At 70.2% G+C, this 24,538-nt stretch carries 20 protein-coding genes; 4 read left to right on the forward strand and 16 right to left on the reverse strand.

The features are described from left to right. The first annotated feature begins 29 nt into the window (after positions 1-29). The gene (locus OG741_RS07485; RefSeq protein WP_405596039.1) at positions 30-1,145 is read left to right on the forward strand and encodes a CapA family protein; all 1,116 of its coding nucleotides are present in this window, start codon (positions 30-32) and stop codon (positions 1,143-1,145) included. Positions 1,146-1,292: 147 nt separating this feature from the next. Beyond that, the gene (locus OG741_RS07490) at positions 1,293-2,516 is read left to right on the forward strand and encodes a branched-chain amino acid ABC transporter substrate-binding protein (RefSeq protein WP_405596040.1); all 1,224 of its coding nucleotides are present in this window, start codon (positions 1,293-1,295) and stop codon (positions 2,514-2,516) included. Positions 2,517-2,612: 96 nt separating this feature from the next. On the opposite strand, the gene OG741_RS07495 is transcribed toward OG741_RS07490, so the two are convergent. Together OG741_RS07495 and fmt are read right to left on the reverse strand one after the other, a co-directional pair. Next, a complete protein-coding gene (locus OG741_RS07495) occupies positions 2,613-4,046 on the reverse strand; it encodes an RsmB/NOP family class I SAM-dependent RNA methyltransferase (protein WP_405596042.1) in 1,434 nt (477 codons plus the stop codon). A gap of 273 nt (positions 4,047-4,319) precedes the next feature. Further along, the gene (fmt, locus tag OG741_RS07500) at positions 4,320-5,252 is read right to left on the reverse strand and encodes a methionyl-tRNA formyltransferase (protein ID WP_405596044.1); all 933 of its coding nucleotides are present in this window, start codon (positions 5,250-5,252) and stop codon (positions 4,320-4,322) included. 577 nt (positions 5,253-5,829) lie between these two features. On the opposite strand from fmt, the gene OG741_RS07505 reads away from it, so the two are divergent. Together OG741_RS07505 and OG741_RS07510 are read left to right on the forward strand one after the other, a co-directional pair. Beyond that, a complete protein-coding gene (locus tag OG741_RS07505) occupies positions 5,830-7,056 on the forward strand; it encodes an IS110 family transposase (protein ID WP_405596045.1) in 1,227 nt (408 codons plus the stop codon). 258 nt (positions 7,057-7,314) lie between these two features. After that, entirely contained in the window at positions 7,315-7,851 is a 537-nt protein-coding gene (locus OG741_RS07510; protein WP_405596046.1) for a hypothetical protein, read from the forward strand. 66 nt (positions 7,852-7,917) lie between these two features. Here OG741_RS07510 and OG741_RS07515 read toward each other — a convergent pair whose 3' ends face one another. From OG741_RS07515 to pyrR, 14 genes are all read right to left on the reverse strand, one after another. Then, complete coding sequence (locus tag OG741_RS07515) at positions 7,918-10,062, reverse strand: primosomal protein N' (RefSeq protein ID WP_405596048.1); 2,145 nt, start codon at positions 10,060-10,062, stop codon at positions 7,918-7,920. 112 nt (positions 10,063-10,174) lie between these two features. Beyond that, on the reverse strand, positions 10,175-11,383 hold the full coding sequence (metK, locus tag OG741_RS07520) for a methionine adenosyltransferase (protein WP_405596049.1): 1,209 nt from the start codon (positions 11,381-11,383) through the stop codon (positions 10,175-10,177). Between the two features lie 242 nt (positions 11,384-11,625). Then, positions 11,626-12,828 carry a bifunctional phosphopantothenoylcysteine decarboxylase/phosphopantothenate--cysteine ligase CoaBC gene (gene coaBC, locus OG741_RS07525; RefSeq protein ID WP_405596051.1) on the reverse strand — a complete coding sequence of 401 codons (1,203 nt, stop codon included), beginning with the start codon at positions 12,826-12,828 and terminating at the stop codon, positions 11,626-11,628. Positions 12,829-12,964: 136 nt separating this feature from the next. Next, positions 12,965-13,237, reverse strand: coding sequence for a DNA-directed RNA polymerase subunit omega (gene rpoZ, locus OG741_RS07530; protein ID WP_005319902.1), 273 nt, complete (start codon positions 13,235-13,237; stop codon positions 12,965-12,967). 43 nt (positions 13,238-13,280) lie between these two features. Beyond that, a complete protein-coding gene (gene gmk, locus OG741_RS07535; protein WP_405596053.1) occupies positions 13,281-13,844 on the reverse strand; it encodes a guanylate kinase in 564 nt (187 codons plus the stop codon). Positions 13,845-13,882: 38 nt separating this feature from the next. Continuing rightward, positions 13,883-14,206: an integration host factor gene (locus tag OG741_RS07540; protein ID WP_005319887.1), complete on the reverse strand. Its 324-nt coding sequence runs from the start codon at positions 14,204-14,206 to the stop codon at positions 13,883-13,885. A gap of 277 nt (positions 14,207-14,483) precedes the next feature. Continuing rightward, positions 14,484-15,323: an orotidine-5'-phosphate decarboxylase gene (gene pyrF / locus OG741_RS07545; RefSeq protein WP_405596055.1), complete on the reverse strand. Its 840-nt coding sequence runs from the start codon at positions 15,321-15,323 to the stop codon at positions 14,484-14,486. Next, entirely contained in the window at positions 15,320-16,429 is a 1,110-nt protein-coding gene (locus OG741_RS07550; RefSeq protein ID WP_405596056.1) for a quinone-dependent dihydroorotate dehydrogenase, read from the reverse strand. The genes pyrF and OG741_RS07550 overlap by 4 nt, the downstream gene beginning before the upstream one ends. A 55-nt stretch (positions 16,430-16,484) precedes the next feature. Then, entirely contained in the window at positions 16,485-19,793 is a 3,309-nt protein-coding gene (gene carB, locus OG741_RS07555) for a carbamoyl-phosphate synthase large subunit (protein ID WP_405596058.1), read from the reverse strand. After that, positions 19,786-20,922 carry a glutamine-hydrolyzing carbamoyl-phosphate synthase small subunit gene (gene carA, locus OG741_RS07560; RefSeq protein WP_405596060.1) on the reverse strand — a complete coding sequence of 379 codons (1,137 nt, stop codon included), beginning with the start codon at positions 20,920-20,922 and terminating at the stop codon, positions 19,786-19,788. Before carA ends, carB begins: the two co-directional genes overlap by 8 nt. Beyond that, positions 20,919-21,539 (reverse strand): hypothetical protein, encoded by a 621-nt coding sequence (locus OG741_RS07565; RefSeq protein WP_405596062.1) that lies wholly within the window; start codon positions 21,537-21,539, stop codon positions 20,919-20,921. The genes carA and OG741_RS07565 overlap by 4 nt, the downstream gene beginning before the upstream one ends. After that, a complete protein-coding gene (locus OG741_RS07570) occupies positions 21,536-22,822 on the reverse strand; it encodes a dihydroorotase (RefSeq protein ID WP_266489372.1) in 1,287 nt (428 codons plus the stop codon). Before OG741_RS07570 ends, OG741_RS07565 begins: the two co-directional genes overlap by 4 nt. A gap of 2 nt (positions 22,823-22,824) precedes the next feature. Continuing rightward, positions 22,825-23,811, reverse strand: coding sequence for an aspartate carbamoyltransferase catalytic subunit (locus OG741_RS07575; RefSeq protein ID WP_405596064.1), 987 nt, complete (start codon positions 23,809-23,811; stop codon positions 22,825-22,827). A 142-nt stretch (positions 23,812-23,953) separates the two neighbouring features. Further along, positions 23,954-24,532, reverse strand: a complete 579-nt coding sequence (gene pyrR, locus OG741_RS07580) for a bifunctional pyr operon transcriptional regulator/uracil phosphoribosyltransferase PyrR (protein ID WP_405596065.1) — start codon at positions 24,530-24,532, stop codon at positions 23,954-23,956. Between the last annotated feature and the right edge of the window lie 6 nt (positions 24,533-24,538).

Consider the following 24,538-nt stretch of genomic DNA (forward strand, 5'->3'; position numbering starts at 1 on the left):
TCGATCGCGCCCGGCTTTAGCCTGAGGGAGTGCCCGGCGAACCGGTCACGCTGTTTCTCAGCGGCGACGTGATGCTCGGCCGCGGTGTCGACCAGATCCTTCCGCACCCCGGTGATCCGACGCTGCCGGAGATCTGGCTCCGCGACGCCCGCGCCTACGTCGAGCTCGCGGAGGCGGCGAACGGCCCGATTCCGCGGCCCGCCGACTTCACCTGGCCCTGGGGCGACGCGCTGCGGGTGCTGGACGAGGCCGCGCCCCACGCACGGATCGTCAATCTGGAAACCAGCGTGACGCAGCACGACGAGATCGCCCCCGGCAAAGAGGTCCACTACCGGATGCACCCGGCCAACCTGCCCTGCCTGGCCGCCGCCCGTCCTGACGTGTGCGTACTGGCCAACAACCATGTCCTGGACTACGGCCGCCCCGGGCTGGAAGAAACACTTGACGCGCTGAGCGCCGCCGGGCTGCGTACGGCAGGCGCGGGACGCAGCTCCGGCGAGGCCCGGCGCCCCGCGATCGTCCCGGCGGGACACGGCCGGCGTGTCCTGGTCTTCTCCTTCGGGATGGCATCCAGCGGCATCCCGCGGAGCTGGGCCGCAACGGAGGACCGGAGCGGGATCGACTTCGCGGAACCCTCGCTCACCGCAGCGGCCGACGTGGCCGCACGGGTGCGGCAGGCCGGACAACCGGGCGACATCACGGTCGCCTCGATCCACTGGGGTACCAACTGGGGCTACGACGTCCCCCGCGACCAGATCCGCTTCGCCCACGCACTCGTCGACGGCGGCGTGGATGTCGTGCACGGGCACTCCTCGCACCATCCCAGGCCGCTGGAGGTGTACGGCGGGAAGCTCATCGTCTACGGCTGCGGCGACCTGATCGACGACTACGAAGGCATCGGCGGCTACGAGCAGTACCGGGACGACCTGCGGCTGCTGTACTTCGTCTCGCTGGACCCCGGGACCGGCAGGCTCCACGACGTACGCATCACACCGATGCAGGCCCGGCGGATGCGTCTGCGGCACGCCTCGCCCGAGGACGCCCGGTGGCTGCACGGCGTCCTCGACCGGATCAGCCACCGCTTCGGCTCCCGCGTCGAGTCCGGACCGGACGGCACCCTCGTCGTCCGGCCGTCCCGGGAATGAGCGGGCGCCATCACAAGAGAATCACATCGGTTCGTCCCCACTGCTCACTTCGGTGGACGCCATCTAGAGTCACGCCAGCCGCCGTGCCAGAGGACCGATCTTCGTTCCGACAGCGCGGTCAAGCGCCTCGAAGGGGAAGGACCGAACGTGCGCAACCGTTCTCTCATAGCTGTCACCGCCGCGCTCGCCGCCGGAGCACTCTCGCTCACAGCGTGCGGCTCCCGTGACACAGGCAAAGCCAACGACGCCGCCGGCGAAGGCACCGTCGTCACCATCGGTTTCGACGCGCCGTTGACCGGGGAGCTCTCCGCTCTCGGCCTCGGCATGAAGAACTCGGTCGACCTCGCCGTCAAGCAGGCCAACAAGAACAAGGAGGTGCCGGGCGTCACCTTCAAGATCCAGGCTCTCGACGACCAGGCACAGCCCTCCTCCGGCCAGCAGAACGCGACCAAGCTCGTCGCCGACAAGAGCGTCCTCGGCGTCGTCGGCCCGCTGAACTCCTCCGTGGCCCAGTCCATGCAGAAGGTCTTCGACGCGGCCCAGGTGGTCGAGGTCTCGGTCAACACCAACCCCGCCCTCACCCAAGGCGACAAGTGGGACAAGGGGGAGAAGGCACGGCCGTTCAAGACGTACTTCCGGACCGCGACCACGGACGCCATCCAGGGCCCGTTCGCCGCCGAGTACCTGTACAACACGGCCAAGAAGAAGAAGGTCTTCGTCGTCGACGACAAGAAGACCTACGGCGCCGGCCTGGCCGCGACCTTCTCCGCCCACTTCAAGAAGCTCGGCGGCGCGGTCGTCGGCACCGAGCACGTCAACCCGGAGGCCAAGGACTTCGGCTCCGTAGCCACCAAGATCAAGAACTCGGGCGCGGACGTCGTCTACTACGGCGGTGAGTACCCGGTGGCCGGCCCGCTCAGCGCGCAGGTCAAGAAGTCGGGTGCCACGATCCCGCTCATCGGTGGCGACGCGATCTACAGCGACGAGTACCTCAAGCTCACCGGCGCCCGCGGCGACGGCGACATGGCCACCTCCGTCGGCGCACCCGTCGAGGACCTGCCCTCCGCCAAGAAGTTCATCGAGGACTACAAGGCGGCCGGGTACAAAGAGGCGTACGGGGCATACGGCGGCTTCTCCTACGACTCGGCCTGGGCGATCATCCAGGCGGTCAAGGCCGTGGCCAAGGACGGCAAGCTGCCCTCCGACGCCCGCGCCCAGGTCACCGAGTCCCTGCAGAAAGTCTCCTTCGACGGAGTCATGGGCAAGGTCTCCTTCGACGAATACGGCGACGCCACCAACAAGCAGCTCACCGTCTACGAGGTCACGGGCGGTGCGTGGAAGGCGGTCACCACCGGCACGTTCGGAGGCTGACCACCGCAGTGGCGTCACGGGGCCGGGCTGCTTCCTCCTGGACGGAGGGAGCAGCCCGGCCCCGCCTCAGACCCCGCCGCCCGCCGCCGCCTCGTCTCAGGCCGTACGGCGCAGCAGCGCGAGGTACATCGCGTCCGTGCCGTGCAGATGCGGCCACAGCTGCACATCGGGCCCGTCACCCAGCGCGGGAACCCCCGGCATCAAAGGCCTGGCGTCCACCAACTCGGCCTCCACGGCCTCGCCGCCGCGGCCCTTGAGTACGTCGTCCACGACGACCCGGGTCTCGGCAAGGTGCGGCGAGCAGGTCGCGTATCCGACCACTCCCCCGACCCGTACGGCCTTCAACGCCTCGCGCAGCAGCCCGCGTTGGAGCGGCGCGAAGCCCTCCAGGTCCTCGGGGCGGCGACGCCAGCGGGCCTCGGGGCGGCGGCGCAGCGCGCCGAGGCCGGTGCACGGGACATCGACGAGTACGCGGTCGAAGCAGCCCTCACGCCACGGCGGACGCGTCCCGTCCGCGGCGATGACCTGGTACGGGCCGGGGTTTCCGGCGAGTGCCCGCTCGACCAGACGGGCGCGGTGCGGCTGCTTCTCGGAGGCGAGGAGCGATGCGCCCCGCTGCGCGGCGAGCGCGCCCAGCAGCGCCGCCTTGCCGCCGGGTCCCGCGCAGCCGTCGAGCCAGCGCTCGTCGGGTCCGTCCAGCGGCGCGTTCGCGAGGGCGATCGCGACGAGCTGGCTGCCCTCGTCCTGGACACCGGCCCGGCCGTCGCGTACGGCCTCGATGGCGCCGGGCTCGCCGCCCTCGGCAAGCCGCACGGCGTACGGCGACCAGCGCCCCGGCAGCCCGGACTCCTCGCCCAGCACATCGAGCAGTTCGCCGGTGGTGGAGCGGCCGGGCCGGGCGACGAGGGTCACCTCGGGCCGCTCGTTGTCGGCTTCCAGCAGGTCCTCGATCCCGGCGCGGGGGCCGCCCAGCGAGTCCCACAGCGCGGAGACGACCCACCGCGGATGCGAGTGCACCACGGCCAGGTGGTCCTCGGCGTCGTCCTCGTACGGCGGAGCGACCCGTTCCAGCCAGGTGTCCAGATCGTCCTGCGAGATCTTGCGCAGCACGGCGTTGACGAACCTGGCCCGACCGTCGCCGAGCACCACCCGCGCCAGCTCCACGCTCGCGGAGACCGCCGCATGCGTGGGGATCCGCGTTCCGAGCAGCTGGTGGGCGCCGAGCGCCAGCACGTCGAGCACGGGCGGGTCGACCTCGCGCAGCGGCCGGTCGATGCACGCCGAGATGATCGCGTCGTACGTGCCCTGGCGGCGCAGCGTCCCGTACACGAGCTCGGTGGCGAGGGCCGCGTCGCGCGCGTCGAAGTCGTCCTTCTCCCGGGCCTTCTTCAGCAGGGGCGGCAGGACCAGGTTGGCGTACGCGTCCCTCTCGTCGACGGCCCTGAGCGCCTCGAAGGCGAGGATCCGCACGGGATCCTTCTTGGGGCGGCGGTACGGCTTCGGGGGACGGCGATGTGCCTGCTCGTTCAAAGGTGCTCCGCGATCGAAAGGGTCGAACGCCCTCAGCCTACTTCCGCCGCGCCCACCTTCCCGCCCGTCTCCCACCACCGCCCTTGCACGACGGCGCTAGGCCGTGTTTTAGAACTAGCGCCGTCCGCCCGTAGGGCGGGGCTCGCGGCGTCTGGTGCGTGCAATCGCAAGGCGGAGGGTCATCCTCGTACTGGACGTACTTGGATGAATCCGACAACGCAGCGAGTGTGCGTGCCAGGCGTCGCGGGCCAGGCGGGAGTTCTAAAACACGGCCTACGCGCCGACTCCTTCTCCCGGGACGATGCGCACCCCGCGCGCCCAGTCGGCCGCGCGCATCGGCTTCTTGCCCTGCGGCTGGACCCAGAGCAGCTCGACGGCGTGCGATCCGGTGCCCACGTACACATTGTTCTTGCCGACCGAGAGCTCGCCGGGCTTGAGCGCTGTGTGGTCCGGCACCAGTGCCACGTGGATCAGCTTGAGCCGCTCCCCGCGGAAGACGGTCCACGCGCCGGGCGCCGGGGTGCAGCCGCGGACGAGGCGGTCGACGCGCAGCGCCGGGGCCTTGAAGTCCACATGGGCGTTCTCCACGGTGATCTTCGGCGCGAGCGAGATGCCCTCGGCCGGCTGCGGCACGGCCTGCAGGGTGCCGTCCTCGATGCCGTCCATGGTCGCGGCGAGCAGCCCGGCGCCCGCGAAAGCGAGCCGGGTGAGCAGGTCGCCGCTGGTGTCGGTGGACCGTACATGCTCGGTGATCACGCCGTAGACCGGCCCGGAGTCGAGGCCTTCCTCGATCAGGAAGGTCGAAGCGCCGGTCATCTCGTCCCCCGCGAGGATCGCGTGCTGGACGGGTGCGGCTCCCCGCCAGGCGGGCAGCAGCGAGAAGTGGAGATTGACCCAGCCACGGGCGGGCACGTCGAGGGCCACCTTGGGCAGCAGCGCGCCGTAGGCGACGACCGGGCAGCAGTCGGGCGCGATCTCGCGCAGCCGCTCGATGAACGCCTCGTCGCGCGGCCTGGCCGGCTTCAGCACCTCGATCCCGGCCTCCTCGGCACGCTGCGCGACCGGGCTGGCCACCAGGCGGCGACCGCGCCCCGCCGGCGCGTCGGGCCGGGTGACGACGGCGGCCACTTCATGCCGGCCGGATGCGATCAGGGCGTCCAGGGCGGGTACGGCGACCTCGGGGGTGCCTGCGAAGACGAGCTTCATCGGTGGCTGACTGCCTAATTCTCTCGTAGCGGTTCCGGAGAGAGGCAAGTCCTTCCCCGGACTGTTCGATTGCGGGTCCTCGATGCCTTCTAACTGCCTGGCGGCTGACGCCTCCTGAGAGAGCGGCACGTAGACCCGGCTCTGGTGGTAGCCCTGCGGGCGCCGAGCGGACGCCTAGTTTCCTCCCGGCTCGCGCAAGCCCCAACTGAGAGCGGCGCTTCTCGGCGTCTCCACGGCTACCACCAGGGCACCATCGAGCGATGACGACTTCGTCGATCCTGAGCGCGCAGCTCCGGCATCTCCGTCCTGCGACAGGAACGACGCTCGGCACTCTCGAAATGTAATCACCCAACGGAGTTGTCACTCGTTGGTGTTGGTGGTGCGAGCCTGCTCCACGGTGACCTCTCGCGATGCCTGAGCCGCAGAGCCCTTGGCTAGACCGAGGCCCGTGAAGTGCGCTGGTGCCGCGAACGGCTAGTGCGATGCCGGCCCGATAGCGAGGCCTGGAATTAGGGAGCCGCGTGGCCCACTTGCGCTCGTCACCAGCGCAGATCTCAGCGCCAAGGGGAGGAAAACCTTGATCTACTGCGGAATCGACTGGGCCGAGAAACATCACGATGTCGCCCTGATCGACGACGCCGGCCAGCTGCTGGCCAAGCGTCGCATCACCGATAATGCGGCAGGCTACAAATTGCTGCTCGACCTGCTCGCCGAGTACGGCGACACTGCAGACAACCCAATTCCGGTCGCGATCGAGACCAGCCGCGGCCTCCTCGTTGCTGTCCTGCGGACTGGCAAGCGGAAAGTATTCGCGGTCAACCCCATGTCTGCCGCCCGCTACCGGGACCGGCACGGTGTCTCTCGCAAGAAGTCGGACCCCGGCGACGCCCTCGTTCTGGCGAACGTCCTGCGCACTGACATGCCCATGCATCGTCCGCTGCCGGCCGACACCGACCTGGCACGCGCCATCGCAGTCCTCGCCCGGGCACAGCAGGACGCCACCTGGAACCGGCAGCAGATGGCCAACCAGCTCCGCTCGCTGCTTCGCGAGTACTTCCCCGCAGCCCTGGACGCCTTCACCGGCTGGCAGAACGGACTGTGCCGACCTGAGGCTCGCGAACTGCTGAAGCTCGCACCCACGCCTTCTCAGGCTGCACGCCTGTCTCGCGCCCAAGTCCGTTCCGCTTTGAAGCGCGCCGGTCGCAGCCGCCGAATCGACGTCGAGGTCGACCGGCTCCGGGCAGTGTTCGGCGGAGACTACGCTCACCAGCCGCCCCTGGTCGAGGTGGCTCTCGGCAAGCAGACGCTCGCTCTCCTGCGGCAACTGGAAGCCGCATGCGTCGCTGCCGACGAGCTCGCGAGGGCGGTGGAGGAGGCATTCCCTCAGCATCCGGACGCTGAGACCATCTGCAGCTTCCCCGGCCTCGGCGTCCAGCTCGGTGCCCGGATTCTCGCCGAGGTCGGAGACGACCGCGACAGGTTCGCCGATGCCAGAGGCCTCAAGGCTTACGCCGGTTCGGCACCCGTCACCCGCGCCTCCGGAAAGAAACACCACGTAGGGCGACGCATGGTCAAGAACGACAGGCTCAACCATGCCGGATACCTGTGGGCCTTCTCCGCCATCACCGCATCCGAGGGAGCGGGCGCCCACTACCGACGCAGGCGAGAGCACGGAGACTGGCATGCCCAAGCCCAGCGGCACTTGTTCAACCGCATGATCGGGCAGCTTTACCACTGCCTCAAGGAGGGCGAGCTGTTCGAAGAGCATCAGGCGTTCCCCTCCTCTCTAGCGGCAGCGGCTTGACGAGTTAGCCCCGTGCGATGTCTCTCAGGCTGATGCGTGCCGGCAACTGCTCGTCCGTGCGGTGACGAGCAGCACACCAGTCTATGGGGCGGGGCTGCAGGGGGCGTACGGGCGGCCGTGCGCCCCGCGCACATACGCATACGCCCCTGCCCCGTGACCACATCGCCGGGTGGAGCGTTGGTCAAGAGAGATTGACCGAAGCGGGCCGCCCCGGATGCGGCCCAGCCCCTTTTCAACGCCGGTTCGAGAGGCTTGTCAATGGCCGACCACGCAACCCACGACGCCCAAGCCCGGGCAAGTCTGCACCTGTTGGTGCGTGACATCGAGCGGGTCCGCCGGCAGGTGGACGCCTTGCGCACGCTCACCGCCCAGCTGGGCAATGTCTACCGCCCGCGCCGCTCAGGCCCCTCCACGGGCTTCGTCGTCTACGGCAGAGCCCCGGCCCCGACCGTCCGTCTGGCGCAGGAGCTGCGGGACAGCGTCGAGACGCTGGTGACCGCGGCGGTGGACTTCGACCGTTCGCTGGGCTTCTCGTGGGACGCGGTCGGCTCGGCCCTGGGAGTCACCAAGCAGGCGGTGCACCGCCGGTACGGAGCACGGCGGGCCGCGCAGCAGGCGGGCACCGCTGATGTGGACCACGGCGGGGAGACGGCGCCGACCCGCACGCTGCCGGTGGGCCCGAGCCTGTCGGCCGTCCCCGCAGCCCGCACGATGCCGCCGCAGTCGGCGGCCCCCGGCCAATCCCACCGCGAGGAGACCCGCCCGAGCGCCTTCCCCGGCCCGCGCAACGGCTGACCTCCCGCCCGGCTGCCCCTGCCCCCACGGGTGGGGGCAGTCGCTTGCTGTTCCGGCCCCTGCGCGTCAGCCGATGTCCGGCGGGTCGACCCTGATCCGTACCTGCTCGGTGCCCCCGCGGGCCATCCGGGCCGCCTGGGCCGACTTCAGCGCCGCGGCCAGTGCCGCTCCGCTGCCCGGCGGCACCCGGAGCAGCACCCGCTCCCATGTCTCGCCCACCGGGGGATCACCCGGTCTGCGGGTCCTGCCCGGGTCCGTGCCCCGGAGCGGGACCGGGCCCAACACCTCGGTGTCGCCCGGCAGTTCGGCACTCGCCACAAACGCGGCGACCGCCTCAGCACGGCCCGACACGGCCGCCATCCGCGACACCGGCGGGAACCCGAGCTCCGCCCGTTCGGCCAGCTCGCGCTGTGCGTGCCCGACCGGATCCCAGCGCACCAGCGCCTGTACGGGACGCAGTGTCGGCTCGGCGACCACCACCACCGTGCCGCCCTCGCTCTGCCCGCGTACCAGCGAGGCCGCGTCTATCCAGCGCCGCAGCGCGTCCTCACCCGCCCGCAGATCGGGCCGACCCAGCATCGCCCAGCCGTCGAGCAGCAGCGCCGCCGCGTATCCGCCCTCGGCGACGGGCTCCGCACCGGGCGTGCTCACCACGAGCGCGGGCCGATCGGGCACGCTGTCCAGCACATGGTCCCGGCCCGATGTGCGCACCTGGACGGCGGGGAAGGCACGGCCCAGCTCCTCCGCCGTGCGCCGGGCGCCGACGATCTGGGCGCGCAGTCTCGTACCGCCGCACTCGGCGCAGTGCCAGTCGGGCGCACCGCGCCCGCACCAGCCGCAGTTCAGATCGCGCTCGTCCGGCGCCTCCAGCGGGCCCGCGCAGTGCCGGCAGCGCGCGGGCGTACGGCACCGCTCGCAGGCGAGCCTGGGCACATAGCCGCGCCTGGGCACCTGAACCAGCACCGGTCCGCTCTTCAGCCCGTCCCGCACGGTCCCCCAGGCCAGGCTCGGAAGCCGTGCCGCCCGCGCGGCCTCGTCGCGCGCGAGCTCGCCGTCCCCGACGGTACGCACGAGGGGCGCGCTCTTGCGCACCTGCTCGCGGTCGGCGATCAGCGGCAGCGCCCAGCCGCTCTCCACGAGCTGGGCCGCCTCGACCGTGCAGCTCGTACTCCCGAGCAGGAAGCCGCATCTGTCGTGGGCGGCCCGCAGCTCCAGTACCTCGCGCACATGCGGGAACGGCGCGTTCTCGTCGCTGTGGCTGGAGTCGCCGTCGTCCCAGATCGCGACCAGGCCGAGGTCCTGAACGGGGGCGAACATCGCGGCCCGGGTACCGACGACGGCGCGCACGGACCCGCGTCGCACGGCGAGCCACTGCCGGTAGCGCTTCTCGGGGCCGGACTCGGCGGTGAGCAGGGCGTGGCGCCCCTCCCCCAGCAGCGCGGTGAGCGCGGCGTCGACCCGCGCGGCGCGCCGCCCGTCGGGCACGACGACCAGCGCGCCCCGCTCCGAGGCGAGCGTCGCGGCGACGGCCCGCGCGAGCTCGTCCGGCCACTGGGGCCCGGGCAAGGCCGTCCACACCGCCCGAGGCGCGCCACCGGTCGCGAGCGCCTCCAAGAACGCCGCCCCCCTGCCGTACCGCACCCAGCTGCCGGGCTCCGGCGCACCGGGCGCCGGCAGCGGCTCCGGCGAGGGCTTCGCCTCGGCCCGTCCGTTCCGCGGCGGAACGGCGAGCTGCAGCACGTCCGCCAGGCTCCCCGCGTAGCGATCGGCGACCGCACGCGCCAGGCCAAGCATCTGCGGGCTGAGCACCGGCTCGGGCGAGACCACATAGGCGAGCGCGGCCAGCGCTCCTCCGTAGTCCGACTCGGCCCGCCGCTCGATGAGGAACCCGTCGATCAGGCCGCCGCCTTCACGCCGTCCTTCCCGCACCCGGTGCCCCCCGGCCCCGAACCGCACGCGCACCCGCACCCCGGGCTGCGCGTCCGCGTCCAGCTCCTCGGGCACGGCGTAGTCGAAGTACTGATCGAGATGCAGCACGCCCTTGTTGACCATCACCCGCGCCACGGGCAAATCCTTGGCGAGCGCGGCCCCTCGCCAGGTCCGCGGCTTCGCCTTGGGCACCTTGGCCTTGCGCACCGTCTCCCGAATGAGCGCAAGCTGCTCCGGCCCACCGGCGGCGGGCTCTTCGGGCTGCTTGTTGTCGCTGCTCACAGCCAAATTCCTACCAGACGTCACTGACAGTGCGACCAGGACCGACGCTGCGACCAGGACGCACGACGGCCCCGGACCGTCACGGTCCGGGGCCGTCAGGCATGGTCCTCGCTTACAGACCCGCGGCCTTGCGCAGCGCGTCCACGCGGTCCGTGCGCTCCCACGTGAAGTCCGGCAGCTCACGGCCGAAGTGGCCGTACGCCGCGGTCTGCGCGTAGATCGGGCGCAGCAGGTCCAGATCGCGGATGATCGCCGCCGGGCGCAGGTCGAAGACCTCTCCGATGGCCTGCTCGATCTTCTCGACGTCGACCGCCGCGGTGCCGAAGGTCTCGACGAAGAGGCCCACCGGCTCGGCCTTGCCGATCGCGTACGCGACCTGGACCTCGCAGCGGGCCGCGAGGCCGGCGGCCACGACGTTCTTGGCGACCCAGCGCATCGCGTACGCCGCGGAGCGGTCCACCTTCGACGGGTCCTTGCCGGAGAAGGCGCCGCCGCCGTGGCGGGCCATGCCGCCGTAGGTGTCGATGATGATCTTGCGGCCGGTGAGGCCGGCGTCGCCCATCGGGCCGCCGATCTCGAAGCGGCCGGTCGGGTTGACCAGCAGCCGGTAGCCGTCGGTGTCCAGCTTGATGCCGTCCTCGACGAGCTGCTTGAGCACGTGCTCGACGACGAACTCGCGGATGTCGGGCGCGAGCAGCGAGTCCAGGTCGATGTCCGACGCGTGCTGCGAGGAGACGACCACGGTGTCCAGGCGCACGGCCTTGTCGCCGTCGTACTCGATGGTGACCTGGGTCTTGCCGTCGGGGCGCAGGTACGGGATGGTCCCGTTCTTGCGGACCTCGGACAGACGGCGCGAGAGCCGGTGTGCCACGTGGATCGGCAGCGGCATCCGCTCGGGGGTCTCGTCGCAGGCGTAGCCGAACATCAGGCCCTGGTCGCCGGCGCCCTGCTTGTCGAGCTCGTCCTCGTCGCCCTCGACACGCTTCTCGTACGCGGTGTCGACGCCCTGCGCGATGTCCGGCGACTGTGCGCCGATGGAGACCGAGACGCCGCAGGACGCGCCGTCGAAGCCCTTCTTCGAGGAGTCGTAACCGATCTCGAGGATCTTGTTGCGCACCAGCGTGGGGATGTCGGCGTACGCCTTGGTGGTCACCTCGCCGGCGACATGCACCAGACCGGTGGTGATCAAGGTCTCCACGGCGACCCGGGACGTCGGGTCCTCCCGCAGAAGGGCGTCGAGAATCGTGTCGCTGATCTGGTCAGCGATCTTGTCGGGGTGACCCTCGGTCACGGACTCCGAGGTGAACAGACGACGGGACACAATGCTCCCTGGGGTTGCAGCGGCTGCTGGCTGATCATTGGCGGACCGGCCGGGGGCTGCGCCCCGCGACGTTCCATGAGCAGTTTATCCGGCGCTCTCCCACCGTGGTCCACCCGTCTCGCTCCGTGGGAGCAGTGTGACGTGTGTTTCGACGCGGGGCTGCAGAGCGACAGACCGGGTTCCTGGGTCAGTATGCCGGACTTCTTGGGATTTCATCCGTACATCGAAGCGAACCCAAGAATTCACCCAAGGCGCGGCACGACCAGGTCCCAGACAATGTCCGCCAAGGACTCCTTGGGTCCGTACGGAACCGGCGTCTCACCGCCGTCCGCGGCGAGCACCACGGCCTCGTTCTCCTCCGAGCCGAAGGTCTTTCTCTCCCCCACCTCGTTGACCACCAGCAGGTCGCAGCCCTTGCGGCGCAGCTTCTCGCGGCCGTTGGCGAGCACGTCGTCGGTCTCCGCGGCGAAGCCGACGACCACCTGGCCCGGGCGGGCCCGCTCGGTGGAGATCTCGGCGAGGATGTCCGGGTTGCGGACCAGCACGATGGGCGCGGGCTCCTGGCCGTCCTTCTTCTTGATCTTGCCCTCGGCGTACGCGGCGGGGCGGAAGTCCGCGACCGCCGCGGCCATCACCACGGCGTCGGCGTCCGCCGCGGCCTTGAGCACGGCCTCGCGCAGCTGGACGGCCGTGCCGACGTGGACGACGTCGACGCCCGCCGGGTCGGCGATGCCGGTGTTGGCCTCGATGAGCGTGACGCGGGCGCCACGGGCCGCTGCGGTACGGGCCAGGGCGTACCCCTGCTTGCCCGAGGAACGGTTGCCCAGATAGCGCACCGGATCCAGCGGCTCGCGCGTGCCACCGGCGCTGACGACCACATGGCGGCCCGCGAGATCCGGGGCCGCCACGCCGCGGGCGAGCACCCGCCGGCAGACCTCGAAGATCTCGCCGGGGTCGGGCAGCCGCCCCTTGCCGGTGTCGACGCCGGTGAGCCGGCCGACCGCGGGCTCGATGACGACGGCACCCCGGCGGCGCAGTGTCGCGACGTTCTCCTGGGTCGCGGGGTGCTCCCACATCTCGGTGTGCATGGCGGGCGCGAAGATCACCGGACAGCGGGCCGTGAGGAGCGTATTGGTGAGCAGGTCGTCGGCGAGGCCGTGGGCCGCCTTGGCGAGCATGTCGGCCGTGGCCGGGGCGACGACGACCAGGTCGGCCCCCTGCCCGATCCGTACGTGCGGAACCTCGTGGACATCGGCCCAGACCTCGGTCGACACGGGGTGGCCGGAGAGTGCGGACCAGGTCGCGGCCCCGACGAAGTGCAGCGCCGACTGGGTCGGCACCACCCGTACGTCGTGGCCCGACTCCGTCAGCCTGCGCAGCAGCTCGCACGCCTTGTACGCGGCGATGCCTCCGCTGACCCCCAGAACGACCTTCGGCCTGTCCACCACGGAACTCCCCGCTCCCGACGACTCGTACATGCCCATGCTGCATCAATCCGGGGGGACGACCCCCGCGGGGACCCCGAACAGACCTCAGGCCCGGCGGACGTGCCGCCGGGCCTGAGGTGAAAAGCGTAAAACGCTACTGAGCCGGGCCCTCAATGGCCTCCGAGGTCAGCAGACCCGCGTTGATCTCACGCAGGGCAATCGAGAGCGGCTTCTCGTGGACGTGGGTGTCCACCAGCGGACCGACGTACTCGAGGAGACCCTCGCCGAGCTGCGAGTAGTACGCGTTGATCTGGCGCGCGCGCTTGGCCGCGTAGATAACAAGGCTGTACTTCGAGTCGGTGGCCTCGAGCAGCTCGTCGATCGGCGGGTTGATGATGCCCTCGGGCGCAGTGATGGAAGAGGACACTCTCTAGCCTTCCGAAGAACTTGCACAAATGATCGGACAAAGATCAAACAACTTCCATCAAGGCTAGCAGCTCACGCGCCACGTCCTCGACGGAGGTATTGACCAGGGTGACATCGAACTCAGACTCGGCGGCCAGCTCCACCTTCGCGACCGCCAGCCGGCGTTCGATGACCTCGGCGGACTCGGTTCCGCGGCCGGTGAGCCGACGGACCAGTTCCTCCCAGCTCGGCGGGGCCAGGAAGACAAGTTGCGAATCCGGCATGGATTCTTTGACCTGCCGCGCACCCTGGAGATCGATCTCGAGCAGCACCGGCTCGCCCGCGTCCAGGCGTTCGAGGACCGCACGGCGCGGCGTGCCGTAGCGATTGCCCGCGAACTCCGCCCATTCCAGCAGCTCGCCATTGGCGATCAGCTTGTCGAATTCCTCGTCGGTGACGAAGAAATACTGAACGCCGTGGCGCTCGCCGGGGCGCGGCTTTCTTGTGGTGGCCGACACCGAGAGCCATACCTCGGGGTGGACCTTGCGCATATGGGCGACGACCGTGCTCTTGCCGACCCCGGAGGGGCCGGAGAGCACGGTCAGCCGCGGACGTACCTCTGCTGCCATGCAGCGATTATCCAGGTTCCCGGGAGTGCCCGAGAACGTCAGGCGGCACCGCCGCCGAACTCGCGCTCCAGGGAGGCGATCTGGTTCGAGCCGAGACCGCGCACACGACGGCTCTCGGAGATGCCGAGCCGCTCCATGATCTGCTTGGCGCGGACCTTGCCCACGCCAGGCAGGGACTCAAGGAGAGCGGAGACCTTCATCTTGCCGATGACGTCGTTCTCCTGACCCTGCTTGATGACCTCGTGGAGCGAGGCGCCGGAGTGCTTGAGTCGATTCTTGACCTCGGCCCGCTCCCGGCGAGCCGCGGCGGCCTTTTCGAGCGCGGCTGCGCGCTGTTCAGGGGTAAGGGGCGGAAGAGCCACGCCTACGTCACCTCGGATGTCGAACTGTCGGATACGGACCGGTGAGGAACCTTGGCGCGCCTCACCAGGCGAGCTACGGGCAACGCAGTGCACGTTCGCTCTTCGACGGAGACTAGCGGCCAAGGCCGCTCCAGTCAGCGAGAACAGACGAAAAGTCCTGGTCAGCATCGACCGACTAGGACATTTCCGACATATCGTCCAGGTTTTGAGCCAAGTTTTCGTCAACGTGGTCGATGCAGCGACTTTCGCCGACGTGTTCGAGGCCCCCTGCCAGGGGCTAAACGCCGGAGACCGCCGCGCGCACCTCGTCCGCGAAGCGGGTCGCCGACTCCCTCAGCGCGGCCACGTCCGGACCGTGCCGCAGGACGCCCCGGCTGACGCTCGGCACGACATTCCCGACGGCCCGGCCGAAGACTCCGGGAAGGTCCGCGGGAGTCGCGCCCTGGGCTCCGATTCCGGGTGCCAGGAGCGGCCCGTTGATGTCGAGATTCACCCCCGCGTCGCCCAGCGTCGCGCCGACGACCGCGCCCACGGACCCCATCGGTGCGGCGCCCGCGTTCTCCGCCGCCATGTGGTCGAGCATCAGCTGCGCCAGCGACCGGCCGTCCGCGGCCGTGGAGCGCTGCACCTCGGCGCCCTCCGGATTCGAGGTGAGGGCCAGGACGAAGACGCCGGCGCCCGAGACCGCGGCCGCGTCCAGCGCCGGACGCAGCGAGCCGAAGCCCAGATACGGCGAGAGGGTCACCGCGTCCGAGAAGAGCGGCGAGTCCTTGTCGAGGTAGGTCGCCGCGTACGCGCCCATCGTCGAGCCGATGTCGCCCCGCTTGGCGTCCATGAGCACCAGCGCGCCCGCGGCCCGTGCCTCTTCGACAGCCTTCTCCAGTACGGCGATGCCGCGTGAGCCGAAGCGCTCGAAGAACGCCGACTGCGGCTTGAGGACGGCGACCCGGTCGGCCAGCGCCTCGACCGTCGTACGCGTGAAGCGCTCCAGGCCCGCGATGTCGTCGCTCAGGCCCCAGGCGGTGAGCAGGGAAGCGTGGGGGTCGATCCCGACGCAGAGGGGGCCGCGGGTGTCCATGGCGTGGCGCAGGCGTGCGCCGAAGGGTGCGAGGGTCACGTGGTCGCCTTCCGGGTCTCGGCGCCGACGGCGTCGGCGAGGGTTGCGTACGGGGAGGCCGCGAGCCGGGCCGCGAGGCCCTTGTGGATCGCGCGGGCGTAGAAAGGGCCCTCATAGATGAAGGCGCTGTAGCCCTGGACGAGCGTGGCGCCCGCCAGGATGCGCTGCCAGGCGTCCTCGGCGTTCTCGACACCGCCGACGCCCACCAGGGTGATCCGGTCGCCCACGCGCGCGTAGAGGCGCCTGAGGACCTCCAGGGAGCGTTTTTTGACCGGTGCGCCGGACAGACCGCCGGTCTCCTTGATCAGCGACGGGTCGGACTTCAGGCCGAGGCCCTCGCGCGCGATGGTCGTGTTGGTGGCGATGATGCCGTCCAGGCCCAGTTCGAGGGCGAGGTCGGCGACGGCGTCGACGTCATCGTCGGCGAGATCCGGGGCGATCTTGACCAGGAGGGGGACGCGGCGGTCGGTGACCGTGCGGTCGGCCGCCTCGCGTACGGCGGTGAGCAGCGGGCGCAGCGATTCGGTGGCCTGGAGGTTGCGCAGGCCGGGCGTGTTCGGCGAGGAGACGTTCACGACGAGGTAGTCGGCGTACGCGGCGAGCCGCTCGGTCGACGTCACGTAGTCGGCGGCCGCCTCGTTCTCCGGGACCACCTTGGTCTTGCCGATGTTGACGCCCACGACGGTCCTGAAGACCGGCACGCGCGCGTGCAGCCGCTCGGCGACGGCGGCGGAGCCCTCGTTGTTGAAGCCCATGCGGTTGATCAGCGCGCGGTCCGGTACCAGGCGGAAGAGGCGCTTCTTGGGGTTGCCGGGCTGTGCTTCCCCGGTGACCGTGCCGATCTCGATGTGGTCGAAGCCGAGCATCGACATGCCGTCGACGGCGACGGCGTTCTTGTCGAAGCCGGCGGCGAGACCGAAGGGGCCGTGCATCCGCAGGCCGAACGCCTCCGTGCGCAGCGACGCGTACCGGGGCGCGAGCACGGCCGCGACGAACGTACGCAGCACGGGGACCCGAGCCGCGAGCCGGATCCAGCGGAAGGCCAGATAGTGGGCCTGCTCCGGGTCCATCCGCTTGAAGACGAGGTTGAAGAAGAACTTGTACATGCTGGTGTCCTCACGAAGAGGGGGACACCGTTTCCGGTGTCCCCCTCGCCGTTTGCTAGTCGCGGGCCGCGGTCAGGTGTTCTGCGTGTTCCTGGAGTGAACGCACGCCCACATCACCGCGGTTGAGCGCGTCGATGCCCTGGACGGCGGCGGCGAGCGCCTGGACCGTCGTCAGGCACGGCACGGAGCGCGCCACCGCTGCCGTGCGGATCTCGTAGCCGTCGAGGCGGCCACCGGTTCCGTACGGGGTGTTGACGATGAGGTCGACGTCTCCGTCGTGGATGAGCTGGACGATGGTCCGCTCCCCGTTCGGGCCCTGGCCCTCGCTCTGCTTGCGCACGATCGTGGCGTTGATGCCGTTGCGCTTGAGCACCTCGGCCGTGCCGGACGTGGCGAGCAGCTCGAAGCCGTGCGCCACCAGCTCGCGCGCCGGGAAGATCATCGAGCGCTTGTCGCGGTTGGCGACGGAGATGAACGCGCGGCCCTTGGTGGGCAGCGGTCCGTACGCACCCGCCTGCGACTTGGCGTACGCCGTGCCGAAGACCGAGTCGATGCCCATGACCTCGCCGGTGGAGCGCATCTCCGGGCCGAGGACGGTGTCGACACCGCGACCGTGGATGTCGCGGAAGCGCGACCACGGCATCACGGCCTCCTTGACGGAGATCGGTGAGTCCATCGGCAGGGTGCCGCCGTCACCGTTCGCCGGGAGCATGCCCTCGGCGCGCAGTTCGGCGATGGTCGTGCCCAGCGAGATACGGGCTGCGGCCTTCGCCAGCGGTACGGCGGTCGCCTTCGAGGTGAAGGGAACGGTCCGGGACGCGCGGGGGTTGGCTTCGAGGACGTACAGGATGTCGCCGGCCATCGCGAACTGGATGTTGATCAGGCCGCGTACGCCGACACCCTTGGCGATCGCCTCGGTCGAGGCCCGCAGCCGCTTGATGTCGAAGCCGCCGAGCGTGATCGGGGGCAGCGCGCACGCCGAGTCGCCGGAGTGGATACCGGCCTCCTCGATGTGCTCCATGACGCCGCCGAGGTAGAGCTCGGTGCCGTCGTAGAGCGCGTCGACGTCGATCTCGATCGCGTCGTCGAGGAAGCGGTCGACCAGGACGGGACGGGTGGGGCTGATCTCGGTCGACTCGGCGATGTACGCCTCCAGGCGCGCCTCGTCGTACACGATCTCCATGCCGCGCCCGCCGAGCACGTACGACGGGCGTACGAGGACGGGGTAGCCGATCTCGTCGGCGATGGCCTTGGCCCCCGCGAAGGTGGTCGCGGTGCCGTGCTTGGGAGCCGGGAGACCGGCCTCGGCGAGCACCTGGCCGAAGGCGCCGCGGTCCTCGGCGGAGTGGATGGCCTCGGGCGAGGTGCCGACGATGGGCACGCCGTTGTCCTTCAGGGCCTGCGCGAGACCCAGCGGGGTCTGGCCGCCGAGCTGGACGATGACGCCGGCGATGGGCCCGGCCAGCGATTCGGCGTGGACGATCTCCAGGACGTCCTCCAGCGTGAGCGGCTCGAAGTACAGCCGGTCGGAGGTGTCGTAGTCGGTGGAGACGGTCTCCGGGTTGCAGTTGACCATCACGGTCTCGTAGCCCGCGTCGCTCAGCGCGAAGGAGGCGTGGACACAGGAGTAGTCGAACTCGATGCCCTGGCCGATCCGGTTCGGACCCGAGCCGAGGATGATCACGGCGGGCTTCTCCCGCGGCGCGACCTCGCTCTCCTCGTCGTACGAGGAGTAGAAGTACGGGGTCCTGGCGGCGAATTCGGCGGCGCAGGTGTCGACCGTCTTGTAGACCGGGCGTATGCCCAGCGCGTGCCGGACCTCGCGTACGACGTCTTCGCGCAGCCCGCGGATCTCGGCGATCTGGGCGTCGGAGAAGCCGTGGCGCTTGGCGTCCGAGAGCAGCTCGGGGTCGAGCTTCTCGGCGGCGGCGAGCTCGTCGGCGTGCTCCTTGATCAGGAACAGCTGGTCGACGAACCACGGGTCGATCTTGGTGGCCTCGAAGACCTCCTCGGGGGTGGCGCCCGCGCGGATGGCCTGCATGACGGTGTTGATCCGGCCGTCGGTGGGGACCTTGGCGGTCTCCAGGAGCTCCGCCTTGTCGCCCGGCTCCGAGGTGAAGGAGAACTGGCTGCCCTTCTTCTCCAGCGAGCGCAGCGCCTTGTTCAGCGCCTCGGTGAAGTTCCGGCCGATCGCCATGGCCTCGCCCACCGACTTCATGGTGGTGGTGAGGGTGGCGTCGGCGGACGGGAACTTCTCGAAGGCGAACCGCGGCACCTTGACCACGACGTAGTCGAGCGTGGGCTCGAAGGACGCCGGGGTCTTCTCGGTGATGTCGTTGGGGATCTCGTCGAGGGTGTAGCCGACGGCGAGACGGGCGGCGATCTTGGCGATCGGGAAGCCGGTCGCCTTCGACGCCAGCGCCGAGGAGCGCGAGACGCGCGGGTTCATCTCGATGACGATGATCCGGCCGTCGTCGGGGTTGACCGCGAACTGGATGTTGCAGCCGCCGGTGTCCACGCCGACCTCGCGGATGATCGCGATACCGATGTCGCGCAGCCGCTGGTACTCGCGGTCCGTCAGCGTCATCGCCGGGGCGACGGTGATCGAGTCACCGGTGTGCACGCCCATGGGGTCGAAGTTCTCGATGGAGCAGACGACCACGACGTTGTCGTGCTTGTCGCGCATCAGCTCCAGCTCGTACTCCTTCCAGCCGAGGATGGACTCCTCCAGGAGCACCTCGGTGGTCGGGGAGAGCGTGAGGCCCTGTCCGGCGATGCGGCGCAACTCGTCCTCGTCGTGCGCGAAGCCGGAGCCCGCGCCGCCCATCGTGAAGGAGGGGCGGACGACGACCGGGTAACCGCCGAGTTCGTCGACGCCCCCCAGGACGTCGTCCATCGAGTGGCAGATGACCGAGCGCGCGGACTCGCCGTGGCCGATCTTGGCGCGGACGGCCTCGACCACGCCCTTGAACAGGTCGCGGTCCTCGCCCTTGTTGATCGCCTCGACATTGGCGCCGATGAGCTCGACGCCGTACTTCTCCAGCACACCCTGCTCGTGCATGGAGATGGCGGTGTTCAGCGCGGTCTGGCCGCCGAGGGTGGGCAGCAGCGCGTCGGGGCGCTCCTTGGCGATGATCTTCTCGACGAACTCGGGGGTGATCGGCTCGACGTACGTGGCGTCGGCGATCTCCGGGTCGGTCATGATCGTCGCCGGGTTGGAGTTCACCAGGATGACGCGCAGGCCCTCGGACTTGAGGACGCGGCAGGCCTGGGTGCCGGAGTAGTCGAACTCGGCGGCCTGCCCGATGACGATCGGGCCGGAGCCGATGACCAGGACGGACTGGATATCGGAGCGCTTAGGCACGCTGGCCCTCCATCAGGGTTACGAAGCGGTCGAACAGGTACGCGGCGTCGTGCGGGCCCGCGGCCGCCTCGGGGTGGTACTGGACGCTGAAGGCCGGCCGGTCGAGCAGCCGGAGGCCTTCGACCACGTTGTCGTTGAGGCAGACGTGGGAGACCTCGGCGCGGCCGTAGGGGGTGTCGGAGACCTTGTCGAGCGGCGCGTCGACGGCGAAGCCGTGGTTGTGCGCGGTCACCTCGACCTTGCCGGTCGAGCGGTCCTGCACGGGCTGGTTGATGCCGCGGTGGCCGTACTTCAGTTTGTACGTGCCGAAGCCGAGGGAGCGGCCGAGGAGCTGGTTGCCGAAGCAGATGCCGAACAGGGGCGTCTTGCGCTCCAGGACCGCCTTGACCACGGTCAGATCGGCGGTGGCCGGGTCACCGGGGCCGTTGGAGAGGAACACCCCGTCGGGGTTGACCGCGTACAGGTCCTCGACCGTGGCCGTGGCGGGCAGGACGTGCACCTCGATGCCTCGCTCGGCCATCAGCTGCGGGGTCATGCCCTTGATGCCGAGGTCTATGGCGGCGACGGTGAACTTCTTGGTGCCGGTCGCGGGGACGACGTACGTCTCGTTGGTGGCCACCTCGGCGGACAGGTTCGCGCCCTTCATCTGCGGGGATGCCTGCACCTTGCCGAGCAGCGTGGCGTCGTCCATCACCGCCGCGCCGGAGAAGATGCCGACGCGCATGGCGCCGCGCTCGCGCAGGTGGCGCGTGAGCGCGCGGGTGTCGATGCCGCTGATGCCGACGACGCCCTGGGCGACGAGCTCGTCGTCGAGGGAGCGGCGTGAGCGCCAGTTGGAGGGCACGCGCGCGGGGTCGCGTACGACATAGCCGGCGACCCAGATGCGCCCGGACTCGTCGTCCTCGTTGTTGACGCCGGTGTTGCCGACGTGCGGCGCGGTCATCACGACGACCTGGCGGTGGTAGGACGGGTCGGTGAGCGTCTCCTGGTAACCGGTCATGCCGGTGTTGAACACCGCTTCGCCGAAGGTCTCCCCCACGGCCCCGTAGGCACGGCCGCGGAAGGTACGGCCGTCCTCCAGGACGAGTACGGCGGGAACCTTGGCGGCTCCCCGGGTGGAGGTCGTCATCGTGCGCCTTCCGTCGTGCTGTTCTGGTTCAGGTTGTTGATCGCCCCGACCCAGGCGGCGTGCTCGGCCGCGTGGTCGGAGCGGAAGCCGGAGTCGATCAGCTTGTCGCCGTGCACCCAGGTGACGATCAGCAGTCCGCCCTCGGCGAGGACCTTGCCCGCGATGGCCTTGTCGAGCCTCGCCTCGCGCAGGGCCGCCGTGGGGACGAAGAAGTCCTGCGCCCCGGGGCGTACGACGTCGAGTCCCGACTCGGTGAGCGTGAGCTCGACGCGGCTGCGGGTGCCCAGACCATGGGCCACGATCCGGTCGAGCCACTGACCGGCCGTGGTCGAGCCGTGGTAGCGGCCGCTCATGCTCAGTGTCGCCTCGCCGGGCGACTCGGGCATTCCAGGCAGCGGCGGCTTGCCGTCTCGGTTGAGGGTGGTGGTGGGAGACGGGCGGGCAGGCAGCTCGGGAAGGTCCGACTGGAGGCTGCCGCGCCACTTCCACCCCTGGCGCATCAGCCAGTAGACGAGGGCGATGAAGAGCAGCAGTCCGGCCACCCAGCCGATGCGTCCGGCCCAGTTGGTCACCTCCGCCGACTTCTCCCCGGCGGCCAGGACGATGAGTGATGTCACGCGAGCTTCCCGTCGACGACCGTGGCCCTGCCCCGCAGGAAGGTGTGGGTCACGCGTCCCGGCAGCTCACGGCCCTCGTAGGGGGTGTTGCGGCTGCGGGAGGCGAAGCCCGCGGGGTCCACGGCTCCACGGTATGCCGGATCGACGAGCGTGAGGTTCGCGGGCTCACCTGCCGAGACGGGGCGTCCGTGGCCCTCCAGCCGGCCGATGGCGGCCGGGCGGAAGCTCATCCGGTCGGCGACGCCCGCCCAGTCGATGAGGCCGGTGTCGACCATCGTCTGCTGGACGACGGACAGGGCGGTCTCCAGGCCGACCATGCCCATGGCGGCCGCGGCCCACTCGCAGTCCTTGTCCTCGTGCGGGTGCGGGGCGTGGTCAGTGGCGACGCAGTCGATGGTGCCGTCGGCGAGGGCCTCGCGCAGGGCCAGGACGTCGGCCTCGGTGCGCAGCGGCGGGTTGACCTTGTAGACGGGGTTGTACGTGCGCACCAGCTCGTCGGTGAGGAGGAGGTGGTGCGGGGTGACCTCGGCGGTGACGTTCCAGCCCTTGGACTTGGCCCAGCGGACGATCTCGACCGAGCCCGCGGTGGAGAGGTGGCAGATGTGGACGCGGGAGCCGACGTGGGCGGCGAGGAGGACATCGCGGGCGATGATCGACTCCTCGGCGACCGCGGGCCAGCCGCCGAGGCCGAGCTCGGCGGAGACGACGCCCTCGTTCATCTGGGCGCCCTCGGTGAGGCGGGGCTCCTGGGCGTGCTGGGCGACGACGCCGTCGAAGGCCTTCACGTACTCCAGGGCGCGGCGCATGATCACGGCGTCGTCGACGCACTTGCCGTCGTCGGAGAAGACCTTCACGCCCGCTGCCGAGTCGTGCATGGCGCCGAGCTCGGCGAGCTTCTTGCCCTCCAGGCCGACCGTGACGGCGCCGACGGGCTGCACGTCGCAGTAGCCGGACTCCTTGCCGAGGCGGTAGACCTGCTCGACCACACCGGCCGTGTCGGCGACCGGGAAGGTGTTGGCCATGGCGTGGACGGCGGTGAAGCCGCCGACGGCGGCCGCCTTGGTGCCGGTGAGAACGGTCTCGGAGTCCTCACGGCCGGGCTCGCGCAGATGGGTGTGCAGGTCGACGAGTCCGGGCAGCAGGATCCGCCCAGCGGCCTCGATCACCGTCGCACCCTCGGCCGGCAGGCCCGTACCGACCGCGGCGATGGTCTCGCCGTCGATCAGGACGTCCTGGGCCTCGCCGCCCAGCACCTTCGCGCCGCGAATAAGGATCTTACTCATGGTTACTTGTTCTCCTCGGTGCGCGCGTGGGTGGGGCTGACGGCGGGCTCGTTGCCGCCCAGAAGCAGATACAGGACGGCCATCCGGGTCGAGACGCCGTTGGCGACCTGCTCGACGGCCGTGCAGCGGTCGGAGTCGGCGACCTGAGCGGTGATCTCCATGCCGCGGTTCATCGGTCCGGGGTGCATCACGATGGCGTGCTCGGGCATCCGCGCCATGCGGTCGCCGTCCAGGCCGTAGCGGCGCGAGTACTCGCGCTCGGTGGGGAAGAAGGCGGCGTTCATCCGCTCGCGCTGCACACGCAGCATCATCACCGCGTCGGACTTCGGCAGCACCTCGTCGAGGTCGTACGACACCTCGCACGGCCAGTTCTCGACACCGATGGGGACCAGGGTGGGCGGGGCGACCAGGGTGACCTGGGCGCCGAGAGTGTTCAGCAGCAGGACGTTGGAACGGGCGACTCGGCTGTGCAGGATGTCGCCGACGATCGTGATCCGGCGGCCGTCGAGGCCACGCCCGAGCCCGGCGTCAGCGCCGACGAGGCGGCGGCGCATGGTGAAGGCGTCGAGCAGCGCCTGGGTGGGGTGCTCGTGGGTACCGTCACCGGCGTTCACGACGGCGCCGTCGATCCAGCCGGAGGTGGCCAGGCGGTAGGGGGCTCCGGAGGCGCCGTGCCGGATGACGACGGCGTCCGCGCCCATCGCCTCCAGCGTCAGCGCGGTGTCCTTGAGCGACTCGCCCTTGGAGACCGACGAGCCCTTGGCGGAGAAGTTGATGACATCGGCGGAGAGGCGCTTGGCGGCGGCCTCGAAGGAGATCCGGGTGCGCGTCGAGTCCTCGAAGAAAAGGTTGACGACGGTACGGCCGCGCAGGGTGGGCAGCTTCTTGATCGGCCGGTCGGCGACCCGGGCCATCTCCTCGGCGGTGTCGAGGATCAGCACGGCGTCGTCGCGGGTGAGGTCGGCGGCCGAGATGAGGTGGCGCTTCATCTGGGTGTGCTCCGTTGTCTGAAGGTCGTGGGTCCGGGCCTGCGGCCGAGCCGCGGGTGGGGTGCGGTCCCGGACAGGCTCAGCGGCGTGTGGGCGCGCAGGTGGCACGTCCGTACGGGACTGGTGGGCGTACGGAGGGGTGCTACTGCTCGCCGGCCGGGGCGGTCTCACGCACACCGAGCAGCACGGTGTCGCGACCGTCCTCCTCGGAGAGCAGGACCTTGACCGTCTCCCGCAGCGACGTGGGGAGGTTCTTGCCGACGTAGTCGGCACGGATCGGGAGTTCGCGGTGACCGCGGTCGACGAGGACCGCGAGCTGTACCGCGCGGGGCCGGCCGATGTCGCCGAGCGCGTCGAGCGCGGCGCGGATGGTACGGCCGGAGAAGAGCACGTCGTCGACCAGGACGACCAGGCGACCGTCGACGCCGTCACCGGGGATGTCGGTGCGGGCCAGCGTGCGGGCGGGCCGCAGCCGCAGGTCGTCGCGGTACATGGTGATGTCGAGCGAGCCGACCGGGATCGTGCGGCCGGTGATCTCTTCGAGCTTGTCGGCGAGCCGGCGGGCGAGGTACACACCGCGGGTCGGAATGCCGAGAAGCACCACGTCGTCTGCGCCCTTGGCGCGTTCGACGATCTCGTGGGCGATGCGGGTCAGTACCCGCGCGATGTCGGGGGCCTCGAGAACGGGGCGTGCCGCATCGGAACTGCCATGCGTGTCCATATGAAA

Source organism: Streptomyces sp. NBC_01410, from assembly GCF_045040195.1.
GTDB lineage: Bacteria > Actinomycetota > Actinomycetes > Streptomycetales > Streptomycetaceae > Streptomyces.

Excerpts from the sequence above, each read along its gene's own strand:
- fmt (WP_405596044.1), bottom strand. The coding sequence starts at position 5,252 with ATGAAGCTCGTCTTCGCAGGCACCCCCGAGGTCGCCGTACCCGCCCTG.
- OG741_RS07510 (WP_405596046.1), top strand. The coding sequence starts at position 7,315 with ATGGCCGACCACGCAACCCACGACGCCCAAGCCCGGGCAAGTCTGCAC.
- gmk (WP_405596053.1), bottom strand. The coding sequence starts at position 13,844 with ATGGCAGCAGAGGTACGTCCGCGGCTGACCGTGCTCTCCGGCCCCTCC.
- OG741_RS07550 (WP_405596056.1), bottom strand. The coding sequence starts at position 16,429 with ATGTACAAGTTCTTCTTCAACCTCGTCTTCAAGCGGATGGACCCGGAG.
- carA (WP_405596060.1), bottom strand. The coding sequence starts at position 20,922 with ATGACGACCTCCACCCGGGGAGCCGCCAAGGTTCCCGCCGTACTCGTC.
- OG741_RS07570 (WP_266489372.1), bottom strand. The coding sequence starts at position 22,822 with ATGAGTAAGATCCTTATTCGCGGCGCGAAGGTGCTGGGCGGCGAGGCC.
- OG741_RS07575 (WP_405596064.1), bottom strand. The coding sequence starts at position 23,811 with ATGAAGCGCCACCTCATCTCGGCCGCCGACCTCACCCGCGACGACGCC.
- pyrR (WP_405596065.1), bottom strand. The coding sequence starts at position 24,532 with ATGGACACGCATGGCAGTTCCGATGCGGCACGCCCCGTTCTCGAGGCC.